The organism is Aureimonas psammosilenae (assembly GCF_009176975.1).
In the GTDB taxonomy this organism is placed as follows: Bacteria; Pseudomonadota; Alphaproteobacteria; order Rhizobiales; family Rhizobiaceae; genus Plantimonas; species Plantimonas psammosilenae.
The window spans coordinates 519,533-540,652 of the sequence record NZ_WEZG01000002.1 but is presented as its reverse complement, the minus strand read 5'-3'; the positions used below and the strand labels follow the sequence as shown (position 1 = coordinate 540,652).

Here is a 21,120-nt window from a genome sequence, read left to right as displayed (position 1 = left end):
GCTTATGCACCCGCCTTGAAGGGGTATGAGGACGCCTCAATGCGTCCAGGGCTGCCGGCGGTCGTATTTGAAGTTGTCGGAATAGGACACCTTCAAGCGCGACGCTTCCTTCGGCTCTTCGACGCGATACGGAATACCGTGGCGTTCGGCGAAATCCACCGCCTGCTCCCGGCTTTCGAAGGTCATCACGATCTGCGACTTCGTGTCCGTGGAGGACATGTAGCCCATCAACGGCTCGATGCGCAGGCTGTCTTCGGGCTCGAAGGAAAGCCGCCAGTCTTTCGTCCGCGCCTGGCCGGACTGCATCGCGGTACGGGCCGGGCGAAAGATACGAGCCACCATTCCTTGGATCTCCTGAACCGGTCTCGGCGCGGCGAACCATCCGAAACCGTGACGGCGACGGCTTCGATGGTCGGAGCGGCAGGATTCGAACCTGCGACCCTCTGGTCCCAAACCAGATGCGCTACCAGGCTGCGCTACGCTCCGTCCGTTCGAACGTCGATCGTCTTCTATTGAATGACATTCACCGAGGCAAGCGGACTTGTCGCCACTCCCCTCGTCACATCGCACGCAACGAACGCGGCTTCGGCATGTTCCGTATAGCTTGAAGGAGATGAGAAATGCGTGAACCGAAGCCGCAATCGAGCGAGCCGCAGAAGGGCGACGACCGTTCGCCGGCGACCCCGCCTTCCGGCCCGCATGCGAAGCCCGAACTGACCAACGACGAGGCGACGCCGGGCGCGGGCTCCCTTCCTTCCAACGACGATGGCGGGGATGCCGACGAAGGCGCCGGCTGAAGCAGCCCTATCCCTAAAAATCCGCTGTCGATGCGACGGTTGGAGGCTTGGATTTTTGGTCGCGAACACATAGGTCGAAGCCGTGCGTGTTGCGTTCGAACGAGTGAATTCGATGGGGAAGATCGGTCAGGTCGACCAGGAGTTGTCGGCACTGATTCGGGATGTCGTGGCGGCCGAACTGCTTGCCCCGAACTCGACGGAACTGAGGGTGGCCGAGCTCGTCGCCGAGTCCGGCCTCGGCGCCCTCGATGTCGGCGACCGCAAGGTCTGGGAAGCCCGGCTTCTTCCGATTCTCGCGAAGCCGTTGAGCGAGCAGATCGCGATTGCCTCGATCATCCGGCGCGGCGGCTACGTTCCGCGCCGAATCGAGCTTTGAGTTTAGAGAGCTGAGTGAACGGCCCGTCCGCCGGTGTCAGGGCTTCTGCCCGATCGAGGCATGGTGAAGCCGATCACCGATCTTGACGCCGTAGCGATCGGCCGCGCCGCCATTCAGTTCCAGAACGTAGCGCACCGGTCCGCCCGACGGGATGAGGTCGAGCGATTCGGGCTTGGCCCGCTCCTTCAGGTGGGTCACGACGCCCTTCTCATCCAGAAACAGCATGTCGAGGGAGATGAGGGTGTTCTTCATCCACATCGTCACCGGCCGCGTTTCGCCGAACTCGAACAACATTCCATGGTGGGACGGCATGTCCCGTCGGTTCATCAAACCCGTTTCCCGCGTTTGGGGCGTGTCGGCGAGTTCGATCTCCAGCTTGTGGACGCCGCTGGCCGTGACCAGCGTCGCCTCCGAGGTTTCAGCCTCAGCCGACGCGCTGGACAGGATACAGGCCACAATGGCCACGGCGGGAAGGAACTGAGGACGCATTCGAATGCTGCTCAATGAGAGGCGGGATGTTCGGAACCGCTGCCGGGATGAACTTCTGCCGCCATGAGACCCTTCGAGCCCTCGCCATAGCGAACGAGCACCTCCTGGCCGGGGCGAAGTTCCGCCATGCCGTAGCGCCGCAAGGTTTCCATATGGACGAAGATGTCCTCCGTCCCCTCGCCGCGCGACAGGAAGCCGTAGCCCTTGGTTCGGTTGAACCATTTCACCACCGCCAGTTCCAGATCGCTGGACGGGACGATCTGCACGAGGGTGCGGGACGGCGGCAACTGTGAAGGGTGAACGGCGGCGGAGGTATCCATGGACAGGATGCGGAGCGCCTGAAGACCGCGCTCGCCGCGATGCACCTCGCAAACGACCCGTGTTCCCTCCAGGGCGGTGGAGAAACCGCCGCGCCTCAGGCAGGTCACATGCAGCAGCACGTCGGACCCGCCATCGTCGGGAACGATGAAGCCGAAACCCTTGGCGACATCGAACCACTTGATGCGGCCCGAGATGACGTCCACCTCCTCCCGAAGATGGTCCGCCTCATCGCCCGCATGACTGCTATCTGTTTCTGGCATCGACAGAACTCGTTCCGGCCGCTCGGACGAATCAACAATCACCGAAGATAGCAGCATATCCCGCTTTGTCAGCGGCACGGACAGCGAAACCCACGGCCGATTCGATCTGGCGACCGAAGCGCGCCGCCCTACCCTAAGGCGGAAAGCCAAAGGGACATGACGATGAGATATCTCCATACGATGGTGCGAATCCGCGACATCGACCAGTCGCTGGATTTCTACTGCGGCAAGCTCGGCATGAAGGAAGTGCGACGCTCGGAAAGCGAGGCTGGCCGCTACACGCTGATTTTCCTGGCTGCCGACGAAGATGTCGATGCCGGCAAATCAGTCGCCGCGCCGCTCGTGGAACTGACTTTCAACTGGGACCCGGAGGAATACGACGGCGGGCGAAACTTCGGCCATCTCGCCTACGAGGTCGACGACATCTACGAGACCTGCCAGCGGCTGATGGATGCGGGTGTGACCATCAACCGCCCACCCCGCGACGGACGAATGGCTTTCGTGCGCTCTCCCGACGGCATCTCGATCGAGATCTTGCAGAAAGGTGGAGCTAAATCTTCGGCGGAACCCTGGTCGTCCATGAAGAATACCGGACAATGGTAAGCCTTCCTCCAGCCGCATTCTGGCCATAGAGATTACGGTGGAGTAATAATCGGCTGCATGCGCAGGACTTCCATGTTAGTCCTGCGCAAGGTGGGGACCTTAGAAAGCCGATACCACGCCGGGTTCATGGAGGTGCTTCGCACCCGTCCGTCGAAGCCGGACCAAAGGGGGACAGGTCTTTTCGACCGTCGCCGGCGACAGGACCGAGAGGGGCTCGCGTGGACTCATTCAAGCGGTTTGGAAGCATCTCGCGCCTGCGATGCAAGCATCTTCTGGGCGTGGCGCTGCTGGCCGGCCCGTTGCTCGGAGGTTGCGTATCCGCGATGGACGAGGCCGGAAATATCGGCCCATCCAAAGAAGGCGCGGCCCTCGCCGTGCAATCTGCCGCCTCCGACACGAAGGCGACGGCGGGTTCTGAAGCCGATGCGGCAAACCCTGCGGCTGAAACACAGACCGCGGCGGCTGGTTCCCAGGAAAAACCGGCTCCAGACAAGAACAGCGAGAAGGTTGCTGCGGCTTCAGGTCCCGTTTCCGAGCCCGTCAACAAGGCGGAACGCGCCTTGGAAGCTGCAGCGAAGCCTGGCGGCGCGCCGATCGCCACCGGCAATGCCGCCATCGCCGCCTTCGCGGGCTCGACCGTCCTCGTTTCCAGCCAGACCGAACAGCCGAGCGAAAAGGAACAGGCCGCCTCAGGGTCCATGTTCGCCTCGCTCTACGCGCAATCCAAGGCGAAGACGCCGATCCGCAATGCCGATCTCGGCAAGACGCGGCGAGTGATTCTGCCGAGGACCGGCGCCCCCCTCGCGGCGGACGGCGCGGTTCTGCCGGGCGTGCGCAGCAACGCCTCGCTTTTCGAGATCGGACAGAAGGCGTCGGCGGATTACGATGCCGACATCATCGACGAGGCGAACGGCGACGAAGGCATGATTCAGACCGCGTCGATCGGCGGCTTGGCTCGTCTCGCGCCGAACGGCCTGATGGTTCAGCGCACCGACGTTCAGACCGCCTGTTTCCAGGGCGACCTTGTTTCCATCATCAAGGCCGTCGAAACGCGCTTCAAATCGAAGGTGGTCGTGACCTCAGGCTACCGAAGCCCACGCCATAACACGCGCGTCAACGGCGCCAAGCGCTCGATGCATCTACAGTGCAAAGCGGCCGACTTCATCGTGCCGGGAGCCGACAAATTCCAGGTCGCCAATTTCGTGCGCAGCCTGCCCAACCGCGGCGGCGTCGGCACCTATTGCAACACCTCCGCCATCCATGTCGACACCGGCAAACAGCGTGACTGGAACTGGGCCTGCCGCCGTGCGCCGGCGCGCGGCACCCTGCTTCTCGCGTCGCAAAAGCTGTCCGGCGGGTCGGACGACTGACCCCCGCAAAAAGTTCGGCGATCGGCATAGAATCGCTTGCAGACAAAGCCGAACGCTCATATACAGCCACTCGTCGCTGCGCCCATCGTCTATCGGTCAGGACGCCACCCTTTCACGGTGGAGAGGGGGGTTCGATTCCCCCTGGGCGTACCACACAAATCCTGCACCACTGACTGTTCGAAGCGATCTAGACTTAGATCGCGACCGCCGTGCAGGATGTCGAATAGTCCCTTTTTGTTAGACGCCCGCTATGGTTCGGCTCAGAGCGTTCGGACATCGTCTGGCTTTCATGACGGTTGGACGCTTCTGCGATGGTCAGCGCTTGTCGCTCCTCGGCGGACGCCCCATCACCTCCCGCATCTGCGACAGCCGCGCTCGATGCGTTGCTGAAGCTACGTCTTGGCTGGAAGGTTAAGCCCTTCCCGCCGGACACTCTCAGCCCATAAGGCCGCCACCGAGCCTCGCTGGGGCAGTCAGAGGGCATCTTTGCCGGGACAGTCTCCCGGCACACCCTCCTGAAACGAAAATGCCGGCAGGAAGCCCCGCCGGCAGCGTCAGTCGCGTTTCTGAAAGCCCTGGAAGGCGTCCCGCTTACTTATCCTTGTTCACGGCGTCCTTGAGAGCCTTGCCGGGCGTGAAGCGCGGAACGTTGCGGGCGGGAATATCGACCTCGGCGCCGGTGGAGGGGTTACGGCCCTTTGACGCGGCGCGATGCGACACGGAGAACGTCCCGAACCCGACCAGCCGAATCTCGTCGCCCTTGCCCAGAACGGTCTGCATCACATCGAAGATGGCATCCACTGCCGAGGTGGCATCCTGGCGCGACAGTTCCGATTTCTCGGCGACGGCCGACACGAGTTCATTCTTGTTCATGAGGATTCCTCCGTTTCGAAGGCGACTACCTTCTGATGGGTCAGGAAAATGTGCGACTCGCCCGAATGACGCAAGTGTGAGTGGTCGCGAAAAGCCCGGAAAAAGCGGGTTTGCAACGAAAAATGCCGCCCTTTCCGGGGCGGCATCCAGTTTCTCCACAACTTGTCCAAGTTCAGTGAGCGACAGCGGTCGCCCCATCGTCCGTTTTCGCTGCGCCGATCAAGGCCTCATCCTCGGACCATTCGGTGGGCTCGGGCAGGCGAACGAGGGCGTGCTTGAGCACCTCGCCCATCCGCGCGACCGGGATGATCTCGAGGTTGTTCTTCACATTGTCCGGGATGTCGACCAAGTCCTTGGCATTGTCCTCGGGGATGAGGACGGTCTTGATCCCCCCGCGCAAAGCTGCGAGCAACTTCTCCTTCAACCCACCGATCGGCAGCACCCTGCCCCGCAGCGTGATCTCGCCGGTCATGGCGATGTCGCGCCGGACGGGGATGCCGGTCATCACCGACACGATCGCGGTCGCCATGGCAGTGCCGGCTGACGGACCATCCTTCGGCGTCGCGCCTTCCGGCACGTGCACGTGGATGTCGCGCTTGTCGAAGAGCGGCGGCTTGATGCCGAAGTCGATGGCGCGGCTGCGCACATAAGAGGCCGCGGCCGAGATCGACTCCTTCATCACTTCCTTCAGGTTGCCGGTCACCGTCATCTTGCCCTTGCCGGGCATCATGACGCCTTCGATCGTCAGCAACTCGCCGCCGACTTCCGTCCAGGCCAGACCCGTCACCACGCCGACCTGATCGTCGGCCTCGACCTCGCCGTAGCGATAGCGCGGCACGCCAAGGTAATCGGCGAGATTCTCCGCCGTGACTTCGACCGCTTCGGTCTCGCCCTTGAGGATCTTGGTAACGGCCTTGCGCGCCAGGGTCATCAGCTCACGCTCGAAGCTGCGCACGCCGGCTTCCCGCGTATAACGGCGGGCGATCTCGCGCAGGGCTTCGGTTTGAACCGAAAACTCCTCGGCTTTCAGGGCATGGTCGCGAATTGCCTTCGGCAGGAGGTGCCGACGCGCAATCTCGACCTTCTCGTCCTCGGTGTAACCCGCAATGCGGATCACTTCCATGCGGTCGAGAAGAGGACCCGGAATGTTCAGGGTGTTGGCCGTTGTGACGAACATCGTCGGCGACAGGTCGTACTCAACCTCCAGGTAGTGGTCCATGAAGGTAGAGTTCTGTTCCGGATCGAGCACCTCCAGAAGCGCGGAGGACGGATCGCCCCGGAAGTCCTGGCCCATCTTGTCGATCTCGTCGAGCAGGAAGAGCGGGTTCGCCTTCTTCGCCTTCTTCATCGACTGGATGATCTTACCGGGCATGGAGCCGATATAGGTCCGGCGATGGCCGCGGATCTCGGCTTCGTCACGCACGCCGCCGAGCGCGACGCGAACATATTCGCGTCCCGTCGCGCGAGCGATGGACTTGGCAAGCGAGGTCTTGCCGACGCCGGGAGGACCGACGAGGCACAGGATCGGACCCTTGATCTTCGCCTGACGGCTTTGCACCGCGAGATACTCGACGATCCGCTCCTTGACCTTGTCGAGGCCGTAATGCTCCTCGTCGAGGATCTGCTCGGCGAGCTTCAGATCGACCTTGATCTTGGAACGCTGGCCCCAAGGCAGACCGAGCAGCCAGTCGAGGTAGTTGCGCACAACCGTCGCCTCGGCCGACATTGGGCTCATCTGGCGCAGCTTCTTCAGCTCCGCCGAAGCCTTGTCGCGACCTTCCTTGGAAAGCTTGGTGCGCTTGATGCGCTCTTCCAACTCGGCCAGCTCGTCGCGGCCTTCCTCGCCGTCGCCGAGTTCCTTCTGGATCGCCTTCATCTGCTCGTTGAGGTAGTATTCGCGCTGCGTCTTCTCCATCTGGCGCTTGACGCGCGAGCGGATGCGCTTCTCCACCTGAAGCACCGAGATCTCGGCCTCCATGAAGGACAAAGCCTTCTCCAAACGGGCACGAACGCTGACGAGGCTCAGCATCTCCTGCTTCTCGCCGATCTTGATCGCGAGATGCGAGGCCACCGTATCGGCGAGCTTGGAATAATCGTCGATCTGGCCGGCCGCGCCCACGACCTCGGGCGAGATCTTCTTGTTGAGCTTCACGTAATTCTCGAACTCGGACACCACCGAGCGGGCGAGAGCCTCGAGCTCGACATGGTCCTCGTCCTCGGCCGGCACCGCGACGGCCGAAGCCTCGTGCCATTCACCACGGCTCGAAAAGCTCTGAATGCGCGCACGGCTCATGCCTTCGACCAGCACCTTCACGGTGCCGTCGGGCAGCTTCAGAAGCTGCAGAACATTGGCGACGGTGCCGAGATCGTACATCGATTCCGGCGACGGGTCTTCGTCGGCGGCGTTGCGCTGGGTGACGAGCAGAATCTGCTTGTCGGCGCCCATCACCTCTTCGAGCGCCTTGATCGACTTCTCGCGCCCGACGAACAGCGGCACGATCATGTGGGGGAAAACGACGATGTCCCGAAGCGGGAGAACCGGATAAAGGACGGCTCCCGCCTGCCCCTCGTTGGACTTGTTCGACATGACTGTCCTTTCTGCGGCTCGGCCGCGATAGGCCGTCTTGCTTCGAGCCTCGTCGGGAGCACTCGGAAGCGAACGCCTGACGTCTATGTGGTTCTGGTAGCGGCTTTATTCAATGCGAGCAGCGGCTCGCACATGGACTAGCCGCGCCGCCCTCGCTTGAACGAAAAAGGGCGGGGAGGACCTTGCCTCCCCGCCCCATCGATCCCGTCAGGCGCTGACGTTTTCCTTCTCTTCCTTGCGTTCGGAGTAGATGTAGAGAGGTCGGGCCTTGCCCTCGATGACCTCTTCGGAGATCACCACCTCCTGCACCCCTTCGAGGGTCGGCAGATCGAACATCGTATCCAGAAGGATCGCTTCCATGATGGAACGCAGGCCGCGCGCGCCGGTCTTGCGCTCGATGGCGCGGCGAGCGATGGCGCGAAGCGCGTTCTCGTGGAAGGTCAGTTCCACGTTCTCCATCTCGAACAATCGCTGATACTGCTTCACCAGCGCGTTCTTCGGCTCCACCAGGATCTGAACCAGCGCGGGCTCGTCCAGATCTTCGAGGGTCGCCAGAACCGGCAAACGACCGACGAATTCCGGAATCAGGCCGAAGCGCAGAAGGTCTTCCGGCTCCACCTTACGGAAGAGTTCCCCCGTCCGCCGATCTTCCGGCGACGAGACGTTGGCCGCAAAGCCGATGGAGGTCTTGCGACCGCGATCCGAGATGATCTTGTCGAGCCCGGCAAACGCGCCGCCGCAGATGAAGAGGATGTTGGCCGTATCCACCTGCAGGAACTCCTGCTGGGGATGTTTGCGACCGCCCTGCGGGGGAACGGACGCGACGGTGCCTTCCATGATCTTCAGAAGCGCCTGCTGCACGCCCTCGCCCGACACGTCGCGGGTGATCGACGGGTTGTCGGACTTGCGGCTGATCTTGTCGATCTCGTCGATATAAACGATGCCGCGCTGCGCTCGCTCGACATTGTAGTCGGCCGATTGCAGGAGCTTCAGGATGATGTTCTCGACATCCTCGCCGACATAGCCGGCCTCCGTCAGCGTGGTCGCGTCCGCCATGGTGAACGGCACGTCGAGAATGCGCGCCAGGGTCTGGGCGAGAAGCGTCTTGCCGCAACCCGTCGGGCCCATCAGCAGAATGTTCGACTTCGCCAGTTCGACGTCGTTGTTCTTCTGCGCGTGCGCGAGACGCTTGTAGTGGTTATGGACGGCGACGGAGAGCACCTTCTTGGCGAAGGACTGCCCGATCACGTAGTCGTCCAGAACCGCGATGATTTCCTGAGGTGTCGGCACGCCCTCGCGGGACTTCACCATCGAGGACTTGTTCTCCTCGCGGATGATATCCATGCAAAGCTCGACGCATTCGTCGCAGATGAACACGGTCGGTCCCGCGATCAGCTTACGAACCTCATGCTGGCTCTTTCCGCAGAAAGAACAATAGAGCGTGTTCTTGGAGTCGCCGCTCACTTTGCTCATTCGACTTTCCTTCCGGCCAGACCACCGTTTTGCGCTGCGAAAACAGCCTGTCCTGGCCTATGTTATGCCTCGTCGCTCCGATTGCAACTGCGGGGCGGCGCGACTGAAACGCTCCGTTCATGACACTCATACGACGCGAATATGGTGCGTCGGCAAGCTTGAGCCATCCTGACGGCGGGGACGGTTAAGAAAGGCTGCATTCCCCACCACAGGACCGAAGAACGTGGTGAATCGCGCAGCGTTGCAGCGAGAATTCCTTGCCTTGTGGCAAATCGGCACCGCCCGCCGCCGGGCGGTGCCGTCTTCGATCAGCTTCCGGACTGAAGCTGGGTCTCGAGCGCTTCGCGCGAAGAGTAGACCTTATCGATCAGGCCGAACTCCTTGGCCTCGTCGGCGGTCATGAAATGATCGCGGTCGAGGGTGCGTTCGATGGTCTCGTAATCCTGGCCCGTGTGCTGGACGTAGACCTCGTTCAAGCGGCGCTTCAGCTTGATGATGTCCTGCGCGTGACGCTCGATGTCGGAGGCCTGACCGGAGAAGCCGCCGGACGGCTGGTGCACCATGATGCGGGCGTTGGGCGTGGCGAAGCGCATGTCCGGATGGCCGGCGCAAAGCAAGAGCGAACCCATGGAAGCCGCCTGCCCGATGCAAAGCGTCGACACCGCCGGCTTGATGAACTGCATGGTGTCGTAGATCGCCATGCCGCTCGTCACCACGCCGCCCGGCGAGTTGATGTAAAGCGAGATTTCCTTCTTCGGGTTCTCGGCTTCCAGGAACAGGAGCTGCGCGCAAACCAGCGTCGACATTCCATCTTCGATCGGACCGGTGATGAAGATCACGCGTTCCTTCAGAAGCCGCGAAAAGATGTCATAGGCCCGCTCGCCCCGGTTCGTCTGCTCGACGACCATGGGAACGAGGTTCATGGCTCTTTCGACCGGATGCGTCATGATGATCGTGCTTTCGGTGGGCGCGACGGAAACCCGTCGAGGTTAAGAATCTGGCGGCCGAAGCCTGGAGCGTAGATAGGACCGGGCGACTGCGCTTCGCAAGACGCCATGTCGGCGCCGCGGCGAACTGGTTAGCGTGGTGTTCAGCCGGTCCGACCCACCGCGTCCCGCCAACGAAAAGGCCGGCTCATCGCCGGCCTTCCTCGTTTTTTCCGGTCAGGAAGCGATCAGGAAGCCAGAGCCAGCGGCTCTTCCTCTTCCTTCATCAGCTCTTCCTTCGACACGGTCTTGTCGGTCACGTCGATCTTGGTCAGGAGCCAGTCGACGACCTTTTCCTCGTAGATCGGGGCGCGCAGGCTGGCGAGCGCTTCCGGGTTCTTCTGGTAGAACTCGTAGATCTGCTGCTCCTGGCCGGGGAAGCGGCGGATCTGCTCGAAGAGCGCACGCTGCAACTCCTCTTCGGAGATCTGCACGCCGGCCTTCTCGCCCATTTCGGACAGAACCAGCCCGAGGCGAACGCGGCGACGGGCAAGACCGAGATACTCTTCGCGAGCCTTCTCTTCCGTCGTTTCCTCGTCCTCGAAGCTCTTGCCGGCCTGTTCGAGTTCGCGCGTCACCTGATTCCAGATGTTGTCGAACTCGGCCTGGACGAGCTTTTCGGGCAGATCGAAATCGTAGTCCTTGTCGAGCGCGTCGAGAAGCTGGCGCTTCACCTTCTGGCGCGTAGCGAGGCCGTACTGGCTTTCGATCTGCTCACGCACGACGGTGCGGAGCCGATCGAGGGATTCGATGCCGAGCTTCTTGGCGACTTCGTCGTTAAGCTCTTCCTCGACCGGACGGGCAACGGACTTCACGGTGACGTCGAAGACGGCGGCCTTTCCGGCGAGATGCGCGGCGCCGTAGTCCTCGGGGAAGCTCACCTCGACCTTGCGCTCATCCCCGGCCTTGGCGCCGACGAGCTGGTCCTCGAAGCCCGGAATGAAGGTCTTGGAGCCGATCACCAGATTCTGGTCGGCCGCCGTGCCGCCGTCGAAGGCCTCTTCGTCGATCTTGCCAACGAAATCGATGGTGACGCGGTCACCGTCCTTGGCTTCCTCCTCGACGGGCTCGAAGGAGCGCGCGTTCTCGGCGATGCGCTTGACCTGCTCCTCGACTTCCTCGTCGGCGATCTCCACCACCGGACGCTCGACCTTGATCGAGGACGTGTCCTTGAGGTCGAAGGCGGGCAGCATCTCGTAGGAGATGGTGAAGCGGAAGTCTTCCTTGCCGTTGAGGACCTTTTCGGCCTCGGCCTGGTCTTCGCTCATCTCGATTTCGGGGCGCATGGCGGAACGCTCGTTGCGCTCGGCGATGACGTTGCGCGGCGTGTCGTTCAGGATCTCGTTGATGATCTCGGCCATGATGGAGCGGCCGTAGGTCTTGCGCAGGTGCGCCAGCGGCACCTTGCCCGGCCGGAAGCCCTTGAGCTTGGCCTGATCCTTCGCCTGATGAAGGCGGGTCTGCAGCCGCGCTTCGAGATCGGTGGCCGGCACGACCACTTCGATCACGCGCTTCAGCCCTTCGGCCGTGGTTTCCTTGACCTGCATTCCCGTCCTGTCCTCTCATGGCCGGCCGACGCTTCGAGCGCTCGCCAGCCCTTTTTATTCGTTACGCGCGTACGGTCCGCTTTCCTGAAGGGGCGGACGAGCGCGAGGCGTGCTCTGCAACTCTTCGTGAATCCATCCGCCTGGAATGGACGACGGAAGCAGCGCCATAGGCCCCATGGTGCGGGTGGAGGGACTCGAACCCCCACGCTTTCGGCGCCAGAACCTAAATCTGGTGCGTCTACCAGTTCCGCCACACCCGCATCCGCGGAGCCTCAGGCACTCTGCAAGGCGGGCTCCATATCATCACTTCCCGGCACGGCAAAGAGTAAACGCCGCGTTGGCCTGGCCGATCGCGCGAAATGTATTCCAAAGACCCGTCCGGCGCAGAGGCATGGACTGGTTAAGCAGCCGTTAACTGCCCGGTCGAAATGCCCTCACGAGTTCCTCCAGCAAACCCTAGTCCACCTGCATTTCAAACGATTATTGCTGCGATGCACAAACCGCATCGCAGCCATGCGTTTTCCGTTCTGGTGAGAACGGAAGGGGGTGACTAGATTTCAAACCACGGAGCCGAGAGGAAAAAGACGAAGGCTCCAACCGAACCGAAAGCACTCGAAGATGAACATCGTTCGCTCCTACAGCAACTGGCGCCGTTACCGCGAAACCTGCAACGAGCTGAGCCGCCTGTCGCAGCGCGAACTCGCCGATCTCGGCATCGCCCGCAACGACATTCCGTCCATCGCTCGCCGCGCCATCGGCTGAGTGCTTCACCGTTTCGCGAAAGGCCTCCCTCCTCCCAGGGCCTGAGCGAATAAAGCCTGCGGTTCCTCCCACCACAGGCGTCCTGGTCTTCGGATCTCCTCCCGACCGAAGGCCCTCAAACGACACCCGCCGGTTCCTCCCCCGGCGGGTGTTGTCGTTTCGGGCTTCGTGTTAAAGTCCGTGCATGCATAGTTCACTCATCCATATCGTCGGCGGCGGGCTCGCCGGCTCCGAGGCAGCTTGGCAGATCGCCGAAGCGGGCATTCCGGTCGTCCTCCACGAGATGCGGCCCGTGCGCGGCACGGACGCGCACCAGACGAACGATCTCGCCGAACTCGTCTGCTCCAACTCGTTCCGGTCCGACGACGCTAAGGCCAACGCGGTCGGCGTGCTCCATGCCGAAATGCGCCTCGCCAATTCCCTCATCATGCGCGCGGCCGATGCCCATCAGGTGCCGGCGGGCGGCGCTCTGGCGGTGGATCGTGACGGCTTTTCGGCGCGGGTGACGCGTGAGATCGAAGCCCATCCGCTGATCGAGATCAGGCGGGAAGAGGTCCTTGGCCTGCCGCCCGCCGAGTGGGGCTCGACGATCCTGGCGACCGGCCCCCTCACCGCGCCGGGTCTTGCCGACGCGATCCGAGCGGAAACCGGCGCCGATGCGCTCGCCTTCTTCGACGCCATCGCGCCGATCGTTCATTTCGATTCGATCGACATGGATGTCGCGTGGTTCCAGTCGCGCTACGACAAGGTCGGTCCGGGCGGCAACGGCGAGGACTACGTGAACTGCCCGATGGACAAGGAGCAGTACGCGGCATTCATCGCGGCGTTGATGGCCGGCGAGAAGACGGCGTTCAAGGAATGGGAGGGGACGCCCTATTTCGACGGCTGTCTGCCGATCGAGGTGATGGCGGAACGCGGCTCTGAGACGCTTCGCCACGGGCCGATGAAGCCGATGGGCCTCACCAACCGTCACAAGCCCGACATCAAGGCCTACGCCGTCGTGCAGCTTCGCCAGGACAACGCGCTCGGCACGCTCTACAACATGGTCGGCTTCCAGACGAAGCTGAAATATGCCGAACAGGTCCGCATCTTTCGCACCATTCCGGGGTTGGAGAATGCCGAGTTCGCGCGGCTCGGCGGCCTTCACCGCAACACCTATCTCGATTCGCCGCGTCTGCTCGATCCGCTGCTGCGGCTGCGGTCGCGCCCGGACATCCGCTTCGCCGGCCAGATCACCGGCTGCGAGGGCTATGTGGAATCGGCGGCCATCGGCCTTCTCGCGGGGCGTTTCGCCGCGGCCGAGGCACTGGGAGCGGCAGCCGTTCCACCGCCCGCGACCACCGCGATGGGCGCGATCCTCAACCACATCACCGGCGGGCACATCTCGGTGGAAGAGGAAGGCGGCAAGCGGAGCTTTCAACCGATGAACGTCAATTTCGGCCTGTTTCCGCCCATCGAAGCGCCGCGCGTCGAAGGCAGGCGGTTGCGGGGCAAGGAGAAGACCGTGAACCGCCGCCATGCTCTGTCGCAGCGCGCCCTGTCCGATTGCGCCGCTTGGCTGGCCGGTGGCGTCTCGGAACCGGCTGCCGTCGCGGCGGAATGATCAGCGCCGCCAGTCGGCCTCGCGGATGGCGAGGTCGGCAGTGATGTCGTTGATCGCACCGCTCGGGCCGTCCACCGTCAGCTGCCTTATCTGAACCCGGACGATCCTCCCGCCGACCGTCGTGAGGTCTTCGACCGGGGGCACGGTTTCGTCCGGCCTTTTCGCGGGGTCGGCAGAAACGATGCCCGACACGAAGGCGCCGAGATCGACGCTGTCGGCGATATCGCGATAGCGTATCTGCAAGCTTTTGCCGCTGAGATCGAGGTCGATGTCCTCCGGCAAGCGAGCCTCGCCCGCCGTCCGCGTCACGACGGAAGCCCAAAGAAAGGCGCGGTCGAACCCGCCTACGGCGAAGCTGCCGCCGGTTCTCGCGTTGAATGACAGGACCGTCGAGGCCGGCCCGCCATATTCCAGACCGAGCGCTTCAAGGACTCGCAGAAACTGCGTGTCCGACGCACCGGCTTCCACCATCTGCCTTTGCGGTGGCGCGAGAAGCGGCAACAGTGATCCGAGCGCGTCCACCTCGTGAAGGGCTTGAATCCTCGAGCGCAACTCAAACTGGCGCTCCACCGTCAAACCGGCGGAAATGACAGTCCCGGAAGAGGCAAAATGCTCGGCGATCAGGGATAATTGGCTGCGGGCGACGGTTGCCATGGTGCCGAGCGGCCCGAAGGACGAAAGCGCGAGAAGCACGATGGGGATTGCGGCCATCCAGCGGATATCGCCGCGAAGCTTCGGCACGATCTGCACCGCCAGCACGAGAGCGACCGCGAGCGCCCCGAGCGCCAGGTAAAAGCGCTCCGTCGTGACGCCTTCCGCGCCGATCCGAAGGGCAAGCGCATAGCAAAGAAGCGCCACGGGCACCGGCAGGATGGCCGCCCAGCAGCGACCGAACAATCGGATGGCCGCGCCGCTTCCGCGCAGAAAAGGCTCACCCGCCAAGCGCAGCACAAGCACGAACAGCGCGTAGGTGGTGACGATCCAGCCGATCTGGTTCTTCGGCACCTCGCCGGTGACGAGGATCTTGCCGACATAAACGTGCAGCACGGCCGCACAAATCAGGATCAGGGGGGCGGCAACCCAGTTCAGGAGGCCACCGAAGCCGCCGGCGAGGCGGTTGTTAGCGCCTTCGATCGTGGGCTCTTCCGTAAAATCGGTCGGGATACGGCCCAGCGCGAAAAGCGGCCCGATCAGGGTGGCCGCGGTGACGAGGATGTGGCGGTAAGCGCTTTGCGGCAGTCCGAAATCGAACAGATAGCGGATCATCTCGAAGATCGCCGTGCCACCAGCGCAGAAAAGCAACACGGACAGAAAGGCGAGCAAGCAGCCGATCGCGGTCCAGCTCGCGAACATCCAGAAGCGACCCGAGGTTGAAGCGCGTAGATGGGGCGCGAGCGGTATCGCCAACAGCGCCGCAGCGGTGACCGGCGCGACGAACAGAAAGCGCTCCGTGCCGAACCACATCAACAGACCCGCCGCCACACCGATGACCCCAGCCACGGCATGGCGCGCACGGCCGAGCCGAGAGGCCTCGCAGAAGAGTTCCACTGTAAGGGAAACGGCCCCCGCGACCAGCGCCGACAGCATCAGCCGTTCGTGCAGGTCGTGGCTGGCGCCGGACGCATCGGCGATGTCGAGATTGGCCACGACCGACAAGCATAGAATGGCGAGCGAGGCGAAGGGAAAGCGGCTGACGGCTCGGCCGATGCCATTCACGGCCGCCGTGGCCAGCCGTCCGAACCACCCTCGCTGGCTTCCCGTCATGCTCGCATCATGCGCCAATAGCGGAAGAGCCGCGCGATATCGTTCCGCCATTCGCCCCGTTCGACCGTGCGCCCGGCACGGCTTGCAAGCTGCCCGTCCAACATCGTGAAGTGCAGGAAGGCAGGCCGCAGGGTGCGCGGGAGGCCGGGAAAGGCCGCTTTCGCCTTCTGCAGATGATCGCTGGCGAAGGCCGCCATGGCATCGAGCGCCCGATCCGTCGCGGCCTCGTCGCCCGATTGAAGCGCGTCGCGCGAACAGCCGACAGCATCGAGAATATCGGACGGGAAGAAGATCTGCGCGTGCTGGGGCCGATGGCGGATGAGTCGCATGGCATCGGCACAAACGCGCGCCACGCCGGCATGGCCCGCCGCCTCGGCAGCTTGCGGCGCGGCGTCCCGATCAAGGATCATCGCGGCGAGCATGACCACCGCCGACGCGGTCTCGCCCGCATAGGCTTCGAGGTCGGCGCGGGACGGCATCGGATCGTCGTAGAGATCGAAGATCCAGGCTTCTAGAAGGTTGCGAAACGCGTCGAGCGGCAGGGCGCAGCGGCGGATCGTTTCGATCAAGGCTTCCGCGACCGGACTGCCCTGCCCGCCGGCTTCCAGCGGATCGGATTCCAGGCCGTCGAGACGGTCACGCCACCACTGCAGCCGGATTTCGCCGGGCAGCGGTTGGCTGACGATGCCGCGAATGCGCGCGGTCTCTAGATCGAAGGCGTAGAGCGCGTGGAGGAAAGAGCGCTTGTCCTCGGGCGCGAAGGCGATGGCCACGGCCCGGTCCGGATCGTCGCGCCGAACGATCGCCTCGCATTCGGCGAAGGCAGGCATCATCGAGGCTTCAATCGACGGCGACAAGAGCGGCAGCCACCGGGCGTTCTTCGCCGACCATGATGTTGAATGTGCGTACGGCTGCTCCCGTCGACATCGGATCGCAGGAAACGCCGAGGCTCTTAAAGCGCTCGGCCAAAGGCTTGGGAAGACGGCGCAGTTCGCGCCCCGTCCCGAACAGGAAGAATTTGAAGTCCCCGGCTTCCTCGAAGGCTTTCAAAAGACGCTCTCCGGCGAAGGGCGATTCGTCCGTCGCGTCCCAACCGTAGATCCCGGAAGGCAGGCAGAGAATCGAGCCGCGATGCGACATTCCGGCGAAGCGAAAACCGCCGTTGCCATAGGCTTCGATCGGCGCGCGCCCCGGAAAATGCGCTTCGCGGATCTCGATCCCCTTCACCATCGGATCACGCCTTCCCGACGGTCGGCGAATTGCCGGAAGCCGCAGCCTTCTTGGTGTCCGCGTCTTCCGCCGTCTGGTCTCCGCGCAGCTTGAAGAAGATCAGGAGCGGGGCGGCGATGTAGATGGAGGAATAGATGCCGACCACGACACCGACGATCATCGGCGCCACGAAGCCGCGAATGACCTCCCCGCCGAAGAAGTACAGGGCGGCAAGCGCGAGAAGCGCGGTGGACGCGGTGAGGATGGTGCGCGACAGGGTCTCGTTCAGCGAAAGGTCGATGACCTCCGCGACAGGCATCTTCTTGTATTTGCGCAAGTTCTCGCGCATCCGGTCGAACACCACCACCGTATCGTTCAGCGAATAGCCGATGACGGTCAGAACGGCGGCGATCGAGGACAGGTTGAACTCGAGACCCGTCACCACGAAAAGCCCAAGCGTCATGATCGCATCGTGGGCCGTCGCCACCAGCGCACCGATGGCGAACTGCCATTCGAACCGGAACCAGACATAGATCGCGATGCCGATCATCGCCGCGATCAAGCCCGCGAAGGCCGCGTAAGCGAGTTCACCCGAAACGGTCGGGCCGACCACCTCGACGCGCTGAACGTCGTATTCCGCGCTGAGCGCGGTGCGCGCGGCCTCGACGCTGGCCTGCGGGCGCCCGGCATCGGCCGTCTGCACGCCGTAGCGGATCAGGACGTCGCCTTCGCTGCCGAACTCCTGGACCTGGATCTCGCCTTCGATGATGGAGCTGAGATCCTCACGGATCTTTGCGACATCGTCCTGCCCGCTCTTGGCGCGCGCTTCGATGACCGTGCCGCCGGTGAAGTCGATGCCGTAGTTCACGAAGCCGGAAAAGAAGCCGACAAGCGCGATGATCGACACGGTCGCGGTCGCCGTGAAGGCGAAGTTGCGCACCTTCATGAAGCCGATGCGCGTGCCGTGCGGGATCGGAGTCCACCAGCCGCGAGGCACTTCGCGCGGACGGCGGGTCTTGAACCAGATCGCGACGAGCCAGCGCGTCAGCGTGGTCGCGGTGAAGACGGTGGTGACGATGCCGAGCGCCAGCGTCACGGCGAAGCCGCGCACCGGGCCGCTGCCGAGATAGAACAGAATGGCGGCCGCGATCAGCGAGGTGACGTTGGCATCCATGATGGTGCCGATCGCCTTCGAGAAGCCGGCATCGAGCGATTGCACGACGGATCGCCCGTTGCGCCGCTCCTCGTAGATGCGCTCGTAGATCAGGACGTTGGAATCCACCGCCATGCCCATGGTGAGCACGATGCCGGCGATGCCGGGAAGCGTCAGCGTCGCCCCGAGCAGCGTCAAAAGCGCCACGAGCAGCACGATGTTGATCGTCAGGGCGATGTTCGCGAGGAGGCCGAGGAAACCGTAGCAGAGCAGCATGAAGCCGATGACGAAGACGCCGCCGACGATCGCGGCCATCTGCCCGGCCTTGATCGAGTCCGCACCGAGGCCCGGTCCGACCGTCCGTTCCTCGATGATGTTGAGGGTGGCGGGAAGCGCGCCGGCGCGCAGAAGCACGGCCAGATCGTTCGCCGACTGCGTGGTGAAGCTGCCCGAAATCTGAGCGCGGCCGCCGATGATCGCCTCGCGGATCGTCGGCGCGGACAGAACCACGTTGTCGAGAACGATGGCGAAGGGCCGGCCGACATTCTGTTGCGTCACCGCGCCGAACTGCTGCGCGCCACGCGAATCGAAGGTGATGTCGACCACCGATTCGTTCGTCTGCTGCGAGAAGCCGGCCTGCGCGTTGGAAAGATTGGCGCCCGACACCATGACCTGGTTCTGCACGAGAACCGGACGCGGCGGCGTGTCGCCCGTCATCAAAAGCTGGGTTCCGGCCGGTGGCCGTCCGCCTCGAGCCACCTCGTCCGCAGAAGCGGTCGTATCCACCAAACGGAAGGTGAGCTGCGCGGTCTTGTCCAGGAGCGTCTTCAGGCGTTGCGGGTCCTGAAGTCCCGGCACCTGCACCATGATGCGGTCGTTGCCCTGGCGCTGGATCACCGGTTCGGTGGTGCCGAGTTCGTCGACGCGCCGACGAACCACTTCGATCGACTGGCTGACGGCGTTGGAGGTGCGAAGGTTCAGACCCGCCTCGGTGAGCCCCAGGCGGAACCGGCCCGCCTGCGGTTCATCGATGGACACTTCGCTGACCGAGCCGCCCGAAAGAAGCCCGCTGGAAATCGCCTCGCTCAGGGGCCGAAGCGCGGTTCGCGCGGCGTCCGTCTGGCCCGGATCGAGCAGCGTGATATCGACGCCGTTGCCGCTTTCGGAAAGGTTGGAGAAGCCGACACGCGCACCGCGCAACGCGTTGCGGGCATCGCTCAGGAGGCTTTGCAGTCGCGCCTTCTCGAGCGACGGCCGATCGACCTGAAGGAGGATGTAGGAACCGCCCTGGAGATCGAGCCCGAGGGTCATGGACCGCTTCGGCAACCAATCTGGCAGAGCGTCCAGATGGGAGCGGCTGAGGAGGTTCGGGAGCGAGATCAGGAGACCGGCGACAACCGTCACCCAGATCAGGATCGTTTTCCAGCGCGAGAAATAAAGCATGTCGACCCTGAATGCCGGAAAGCGGGTGGGCGTCGCGCCCTACCCGCTCGATTGTCGTTTCCGTCCCAGAGCTTAGCGCCTATCAGGAACGGTTCGGCCTTTCGAAGAAGGCTATTTCGTGTTCGCCGCCTGCGGCTCGCCCTTCACGCGCACTTCCGAAACGGTGCTTTGCAGCACGCGGATCTTCACCTGCTCGGCGATCTGAACTTCGAGTTCGCCGTTCTCGAGAACCTTGGTGACGCGCCCGATGATGCCGCCGCCCGTGACCACCGTGTCGCCGCGACGGATGTTGCGGATCATTTCGTCGCGACGCTTCATGGAAGCGCGTTGCGGCCGGATGATCAGGAAATACATGATCGCGAAGACGAGCACGAAAGGCAGAATGGAGATCAGGATCTCGTTCACGCCTCCTCCGCCGACAGCGGTCTGCGCTTGCGCCATGGCGGGCGTGACGAACATCCGGTGACTCCTGAAGAAGTTTGGGCCAAGGGAAGCGGCCCTTTACGCTTTGCGCGAAATATACGAACGGTCCCCCTCAATGCAACACGATCCGAACGCGCAACCCAACACGAGTGACGCGATGGCAGGCGATGGGAGCCTCTTGAACGTCCTGGAGCGCATCGCAGGGGCTCTGGAGCGCCTTGCGCCCCCTGCCCTTCCCGCGCCGGATTTCGAAGCTGCCGATTGCTTCGTGCTCGAGCCGCCGCTGCGTCTCCTCCCCGTTCGCGCCGTCAACCGCGTGCCGATCGGGCTTCTGCGCGGCATCGACCGCACGCGCGACATCCTTCTCGACAACACCGCGCGCTTCGCCGCCGGCCTTGCCGCGAACAACGCGCTTCTTTGGGGCGCGCGGGGCATGGGCAAGTCGTCGCTGGTGAAGGCCGTCCATGCGGAAGCCAACGAGCGGCGATCGCCCGGAACACTTCCACTTAAACTTATCGAGATTCACCGCGAGGACATCACCCACCTGCCCGCGCTGATGGGAGCGATTCGCGAAGCGCCCTTCCGCTTCGTTCTGTTTTGCGACGACCTTTCCTTCGATACGGGGGATTCGTCTTACAAGTCGCTGAAAGCGGCGCTGGAAGGCGGCGTCGAAGGACGGCCCGGCAACGTTCTTTTCTACGCGACTTCGAATCGCCGCCATCTCCTCCCGCGCGACATGATCGAGAACGAGCGGGCGACCGCCATCAATCCCGGCGAAGCGGTGGAGGAGAAGGTCTCGCTGTCCGACCGCTTCGGCTTGTGGCTCGGCTTCCACAACTGCGGCCAGGAAGATTATCTCGCGATGATCGACGCCTATCTTGCGGCCTTCGGTATCGATGCCAAAGGCGAGGATGTCCGGCGCGAAGCGCTGGAATGGTCGACGACGCGCGGCAACCGGTCCGGCCGCGTCGCGTGGCAGTTCGTACAGGACCTCGCCGGCCGGCTGGGGCGCTCGCTGGACTGAAAAAAGAATGGTCCGCCGCGAGGCTGCGCGGCGGACCGATGTATCGACGCGTCGATC

20 protein-coding genes and 3 tRNA genes are annotated in these 21,120 nt (G+C 63.3%); 8 read left to right on the top strand and 15 right to left on the bottom strand.

Annotated elements, in window-relative coordinates; all coding sequences use genetic code 11:
* Nucleotides 1–36: 36 nt before the first annotated feature.
* Nucleotides 37–342: an ETC complex I subunit gene (locus F9929_RS06495; protein WP_152045711.1), complete on the bottom strand. Its 306-nt coding sequence runs from the start codon at nt 340–342 to the stop codon at nt 37–39.
* Nucleotides 343–409: 67 nt separating this feature from the next.
* Nucleotides 410–486: transfer RNA gene (locus F9929_RS06490), tRNA-Pro, on the bottom strand.
* Between the two features lie 134 nt (nt 487–620).
* Between F9929_RS06490 and F9929_RS23930 the strand changes: the two genes are divergently transcribed.
* Both F9929_RS23930 and F9929_RS06485 read left to right on the top strand, forming a co-directional pair.
* Nucleotides 621–797: a hypothetical protein gene (locus tag F9929_RS23930; protein WP_193227635.1), complete on the top strand. Its 177-nt coding sequence runs from the start codon at nt 621–623 to the stop codon at nt 795–797.
* Nucleotides 798–909: 112 nt separating this feature from the next.
* The gene (locus F9929_RS06485; protein WP_152045710.1) at nt 910–1,173 is read left to right on the top strand and encodes a hypothetical protein; all 264 of its coding nucleotides are present in this window, start codon (nt 910–912) and stop codon (nt 1,171–1,173) included.
* A 36-nt stretch (nt 1,174–1,209) separates the two neighbouring features.
* On the opposite strand, the gene F9929_RS06480 is transcribed toward F9929_RS06485, so the two are convergent.
* Nucleotides 1,210–1,662: a DUF192 domain-containing protein gene (locus tag F9929_RS06480; protein ID WP_152045709.1), complete on the bottom strand. Its 453-nt coding sequence runs from the start codon at nt 1,660–1,662 to the stop codon at nt 1,210–1,212.
* An 11-nt stretch (nt 1,663–1,673) separates the two neighbouring features.
* Nucleotides 1,674–2,243: a cold-shock protein gene (locus F9929_RS06475; RefSeq protein ID WP_152045708.1), complete on the bottom strand. Its 570-nt coding sequence runs from the start codon at nt 2,241–2,243 to the stop codon at nt 1,674–1,676.
* A 162-nt stretch (nt 2,244–2,405) separates the two neighbouring features.
* Here F9929_RS06475 and F9929_RS06470 point away from each other — a divergent pair, with 162 nt between their 5' ends.
* The 3 genes from F9929_RS06470 to F9929_RS06460 all read left to right on the top strand — a co-directional run bounded on the left by F9929_RS06470 (nt 2,406) and on the right by F9929_RS06460 (nt 4,369).
* A complete protein-coding gene (locus tag F9929_RS06470) occupies nt 2,406–2,846 on the top strand; it encodes a VOC family protein (protein WP_152045799.1) in 441 nt (146 codons plus the stop codon).
* Nucleotides 2,847–3,406: 560 nt separating this feature from the next.
* Nucleotides 3,407–4,216 carry a YcbK family protein gene (locus tag F9929_RS06465; protein WP_193227627.1) on the top strand — a complete coding sequence of 270 codons (810 nt, stop codon included), beginning with the start codon at nt 3,407–3,409 and terminating at the stop codon, nt 4,214–4,216.
* A 78-nt stretch (nt 4,217–4,294) separates the two neighbouring features.
* A tRNA-Glu gene (locus tag F9929_RS06460) sits at nt 4,295–4,369 on the top strand.
* A gap of 438 nt (nt 4,370–4,807) precedes the next feature.
* On the opposite strand, the gene F9929_RS06455 is transcribed toward F9929_RS06460, so the two are convergent.
* From F9929_RS06455 to F9929_RS06430, 6 genes are all read right to left on the bottom strand, one after another.
* Entirely contained in the window at nt 4,808–5,089 is a 282-nt protein-coding gene (locus tag F9929_RS06455; protein ID WP_152045706.1) for an HU family DNA-binding protein, read from the bottom strand.
* A 172-nt stretch (nt 5,090–5,261) separates the two neighbouring features.
* The gene (gene lon, locus F9929_RS06450; protein ID WP_152045705.1) at nt 5,262–7,676 is read right to left on the bottom strand and encodes an endopeptidase La; all 2,415 of its coding nucleotides are present in this window, start codon (nt 7,674–7,676) and stop codon (nt 5,262–5,264) included.
* A gap of 207 nt (nt 7,677–7,883) precedes the next feature.
* Nucleotides 7,884–9,149 carry an ATP-dependent Clp protease ATP-binding subunit ClpX gene (gene clpX, locus F9929_RS06445; RefSeq protein ID WP_152045704.1) on the bottom strand — a complete coding sequence of 422 codons (1,266 nt, stop codon included), beginning with the start codon at nt 9,147–9,149 and terminating at the stop codon, nt 7,884–7,886.
* Nucleotides 9,150–9,457: 308 nt separating this feature from the next.
* Entirely contained in the window at nt 9,458–10,096 is a 639-nt protein-coding gene (locus tag F9929_RS06440; protein ID WP_152045703.1) for an ATP-dependent Clp protease proteolytic subunit, read from the bottom strand.
* 227 nt (nt 10,097–10,323) lie between these two features.
* The gene (gene tig, locus F9929_RS06435) at nt 10,324–11,682 is read right to left on the bottom strand and encodes a trigger factor (RefSeq protein ID WP_152045702.1); all 1,359 of its coding nucleotides are present in this window, start codon (nt 11,680–11,682) and stop codon (nt 10,324–10,326) included.
* A 176-nt stretch (nt 11,683–11,858) separates the two neighbouring features.
* A tRNA-Leu gene (locus tag F9929_RS06430) sits at nt 11,859–11,942 on the bottom strand.
* Nucleotides 11,943–12,300: 358 nt separating this feature from the next.
* On the opposite strand from F9929_RS06430, the gene F9929_RS06425 reads away from it, so the two are divergent.
* Nucleotides 12,301–12,444 (top strand): DUF1127 domain-containing protein, encoded by a 144-nt coding sequence (locus tag F9929_RS06425; protein ID WP_152045701.1) that lies wholly within the window; start codon nt 12,301–12,303, stop codon nt 12,442–12,444.
* Between the two features lie 184 nt (nt 12,445–12,628).
* A complete protein-coding gene (gene trmFO / locus F9929_RS06420; RefSeq protein ID WP_152045700.1) occupies nt 12,629–14,047 on the top strand; it encodes a methylenetetrahydrofolate--tRNA-(uracil(54)-C(5))-methyltransferase (FADH(2)-oxidizing) TrmFO in 1,419 nt (472 codons plus the stop codon).
* Here the strand turns inward: trmFO and F9929_RS06415 are convergent, their stop codons facing one another.
* The 5 genes from F9929_RS06415 to yajC form a co-directional block, all read right to left on the bottom strand.
* Nucleotides 14,048–15,811, bottom strand: coding sequence for a DUF4153 domain-containing protein (locus tag F9929_RS06415; protein WP_193227626.1), 1,764 nt, complete (start codon nt 15,809–15,811; stop codon nt 14,048–14,050).
* A complete protein-coding gene (locus F9929_RS06410; RefSeq protein WP_152045698.1) occupies nt 15,808–16,644 on the bottom strand; it encodes a phytoene/squalene synthase family protein in 837 nt (278 codons plus the stop codon). Before F9929_RS06410 ends, F9929_RS06415 begins: the two co-directional genes overlap by 4 nt.
* A 7-nt stretch (nt 16,645–16,651) precedes the next feature.
* Nucleotides 16,652–17,041, bottom strand: coding sequence for an Mth938-like domain-containing protein (locus tag F9929_RS06405; RefSeq protein WP_152045697.1), 390 nt, complete (start codon nt 17,039–17,041; stop codon nt 16,652–16,654).
* Between the two features lie 4 nt (nt 17,042–17,045).
* Nucleotides 17,046–19,616, bottom strand: a complete 2,571-nt coding sequence (gene secD / locus F9929_RS06400) for a protein translocase subunit SecD (protein ID WP_152045696.1) — start codon at nt 19,614–19,616, stop codon at nt 17,046–17,048.
* 111 nt (nt 19,617–19,727) lie between these two features.
* Nucleotides 19,728–20,075, bottom strand: a complete 348-nt coding sequence (gene yajC, locus F9929_RS06395; protein WP_152045695.1) for a preprotein translocase subunit YajC — start codon at nt 20,073–20,075, stop codon at nt 19,728–19,730.
* 121 nt (nt 20,076–20,196) lie between these two features.
* On the opposite strand from yajC, the gene F9929_RS06390 reads away from it, so the two are divergent.
* Nucleotides 20,197–21,063, top strand: coding sequence for an ATP-binding protein (locus tag F9929_RS06390; protein WP_152045694.1), 867 nt, complete (start codon nt 20,197–20,199; stop codon nt 21,061–21,063).
* Nucleotides 21,064–21,120 lie beyond the last annotated feature (57 nt).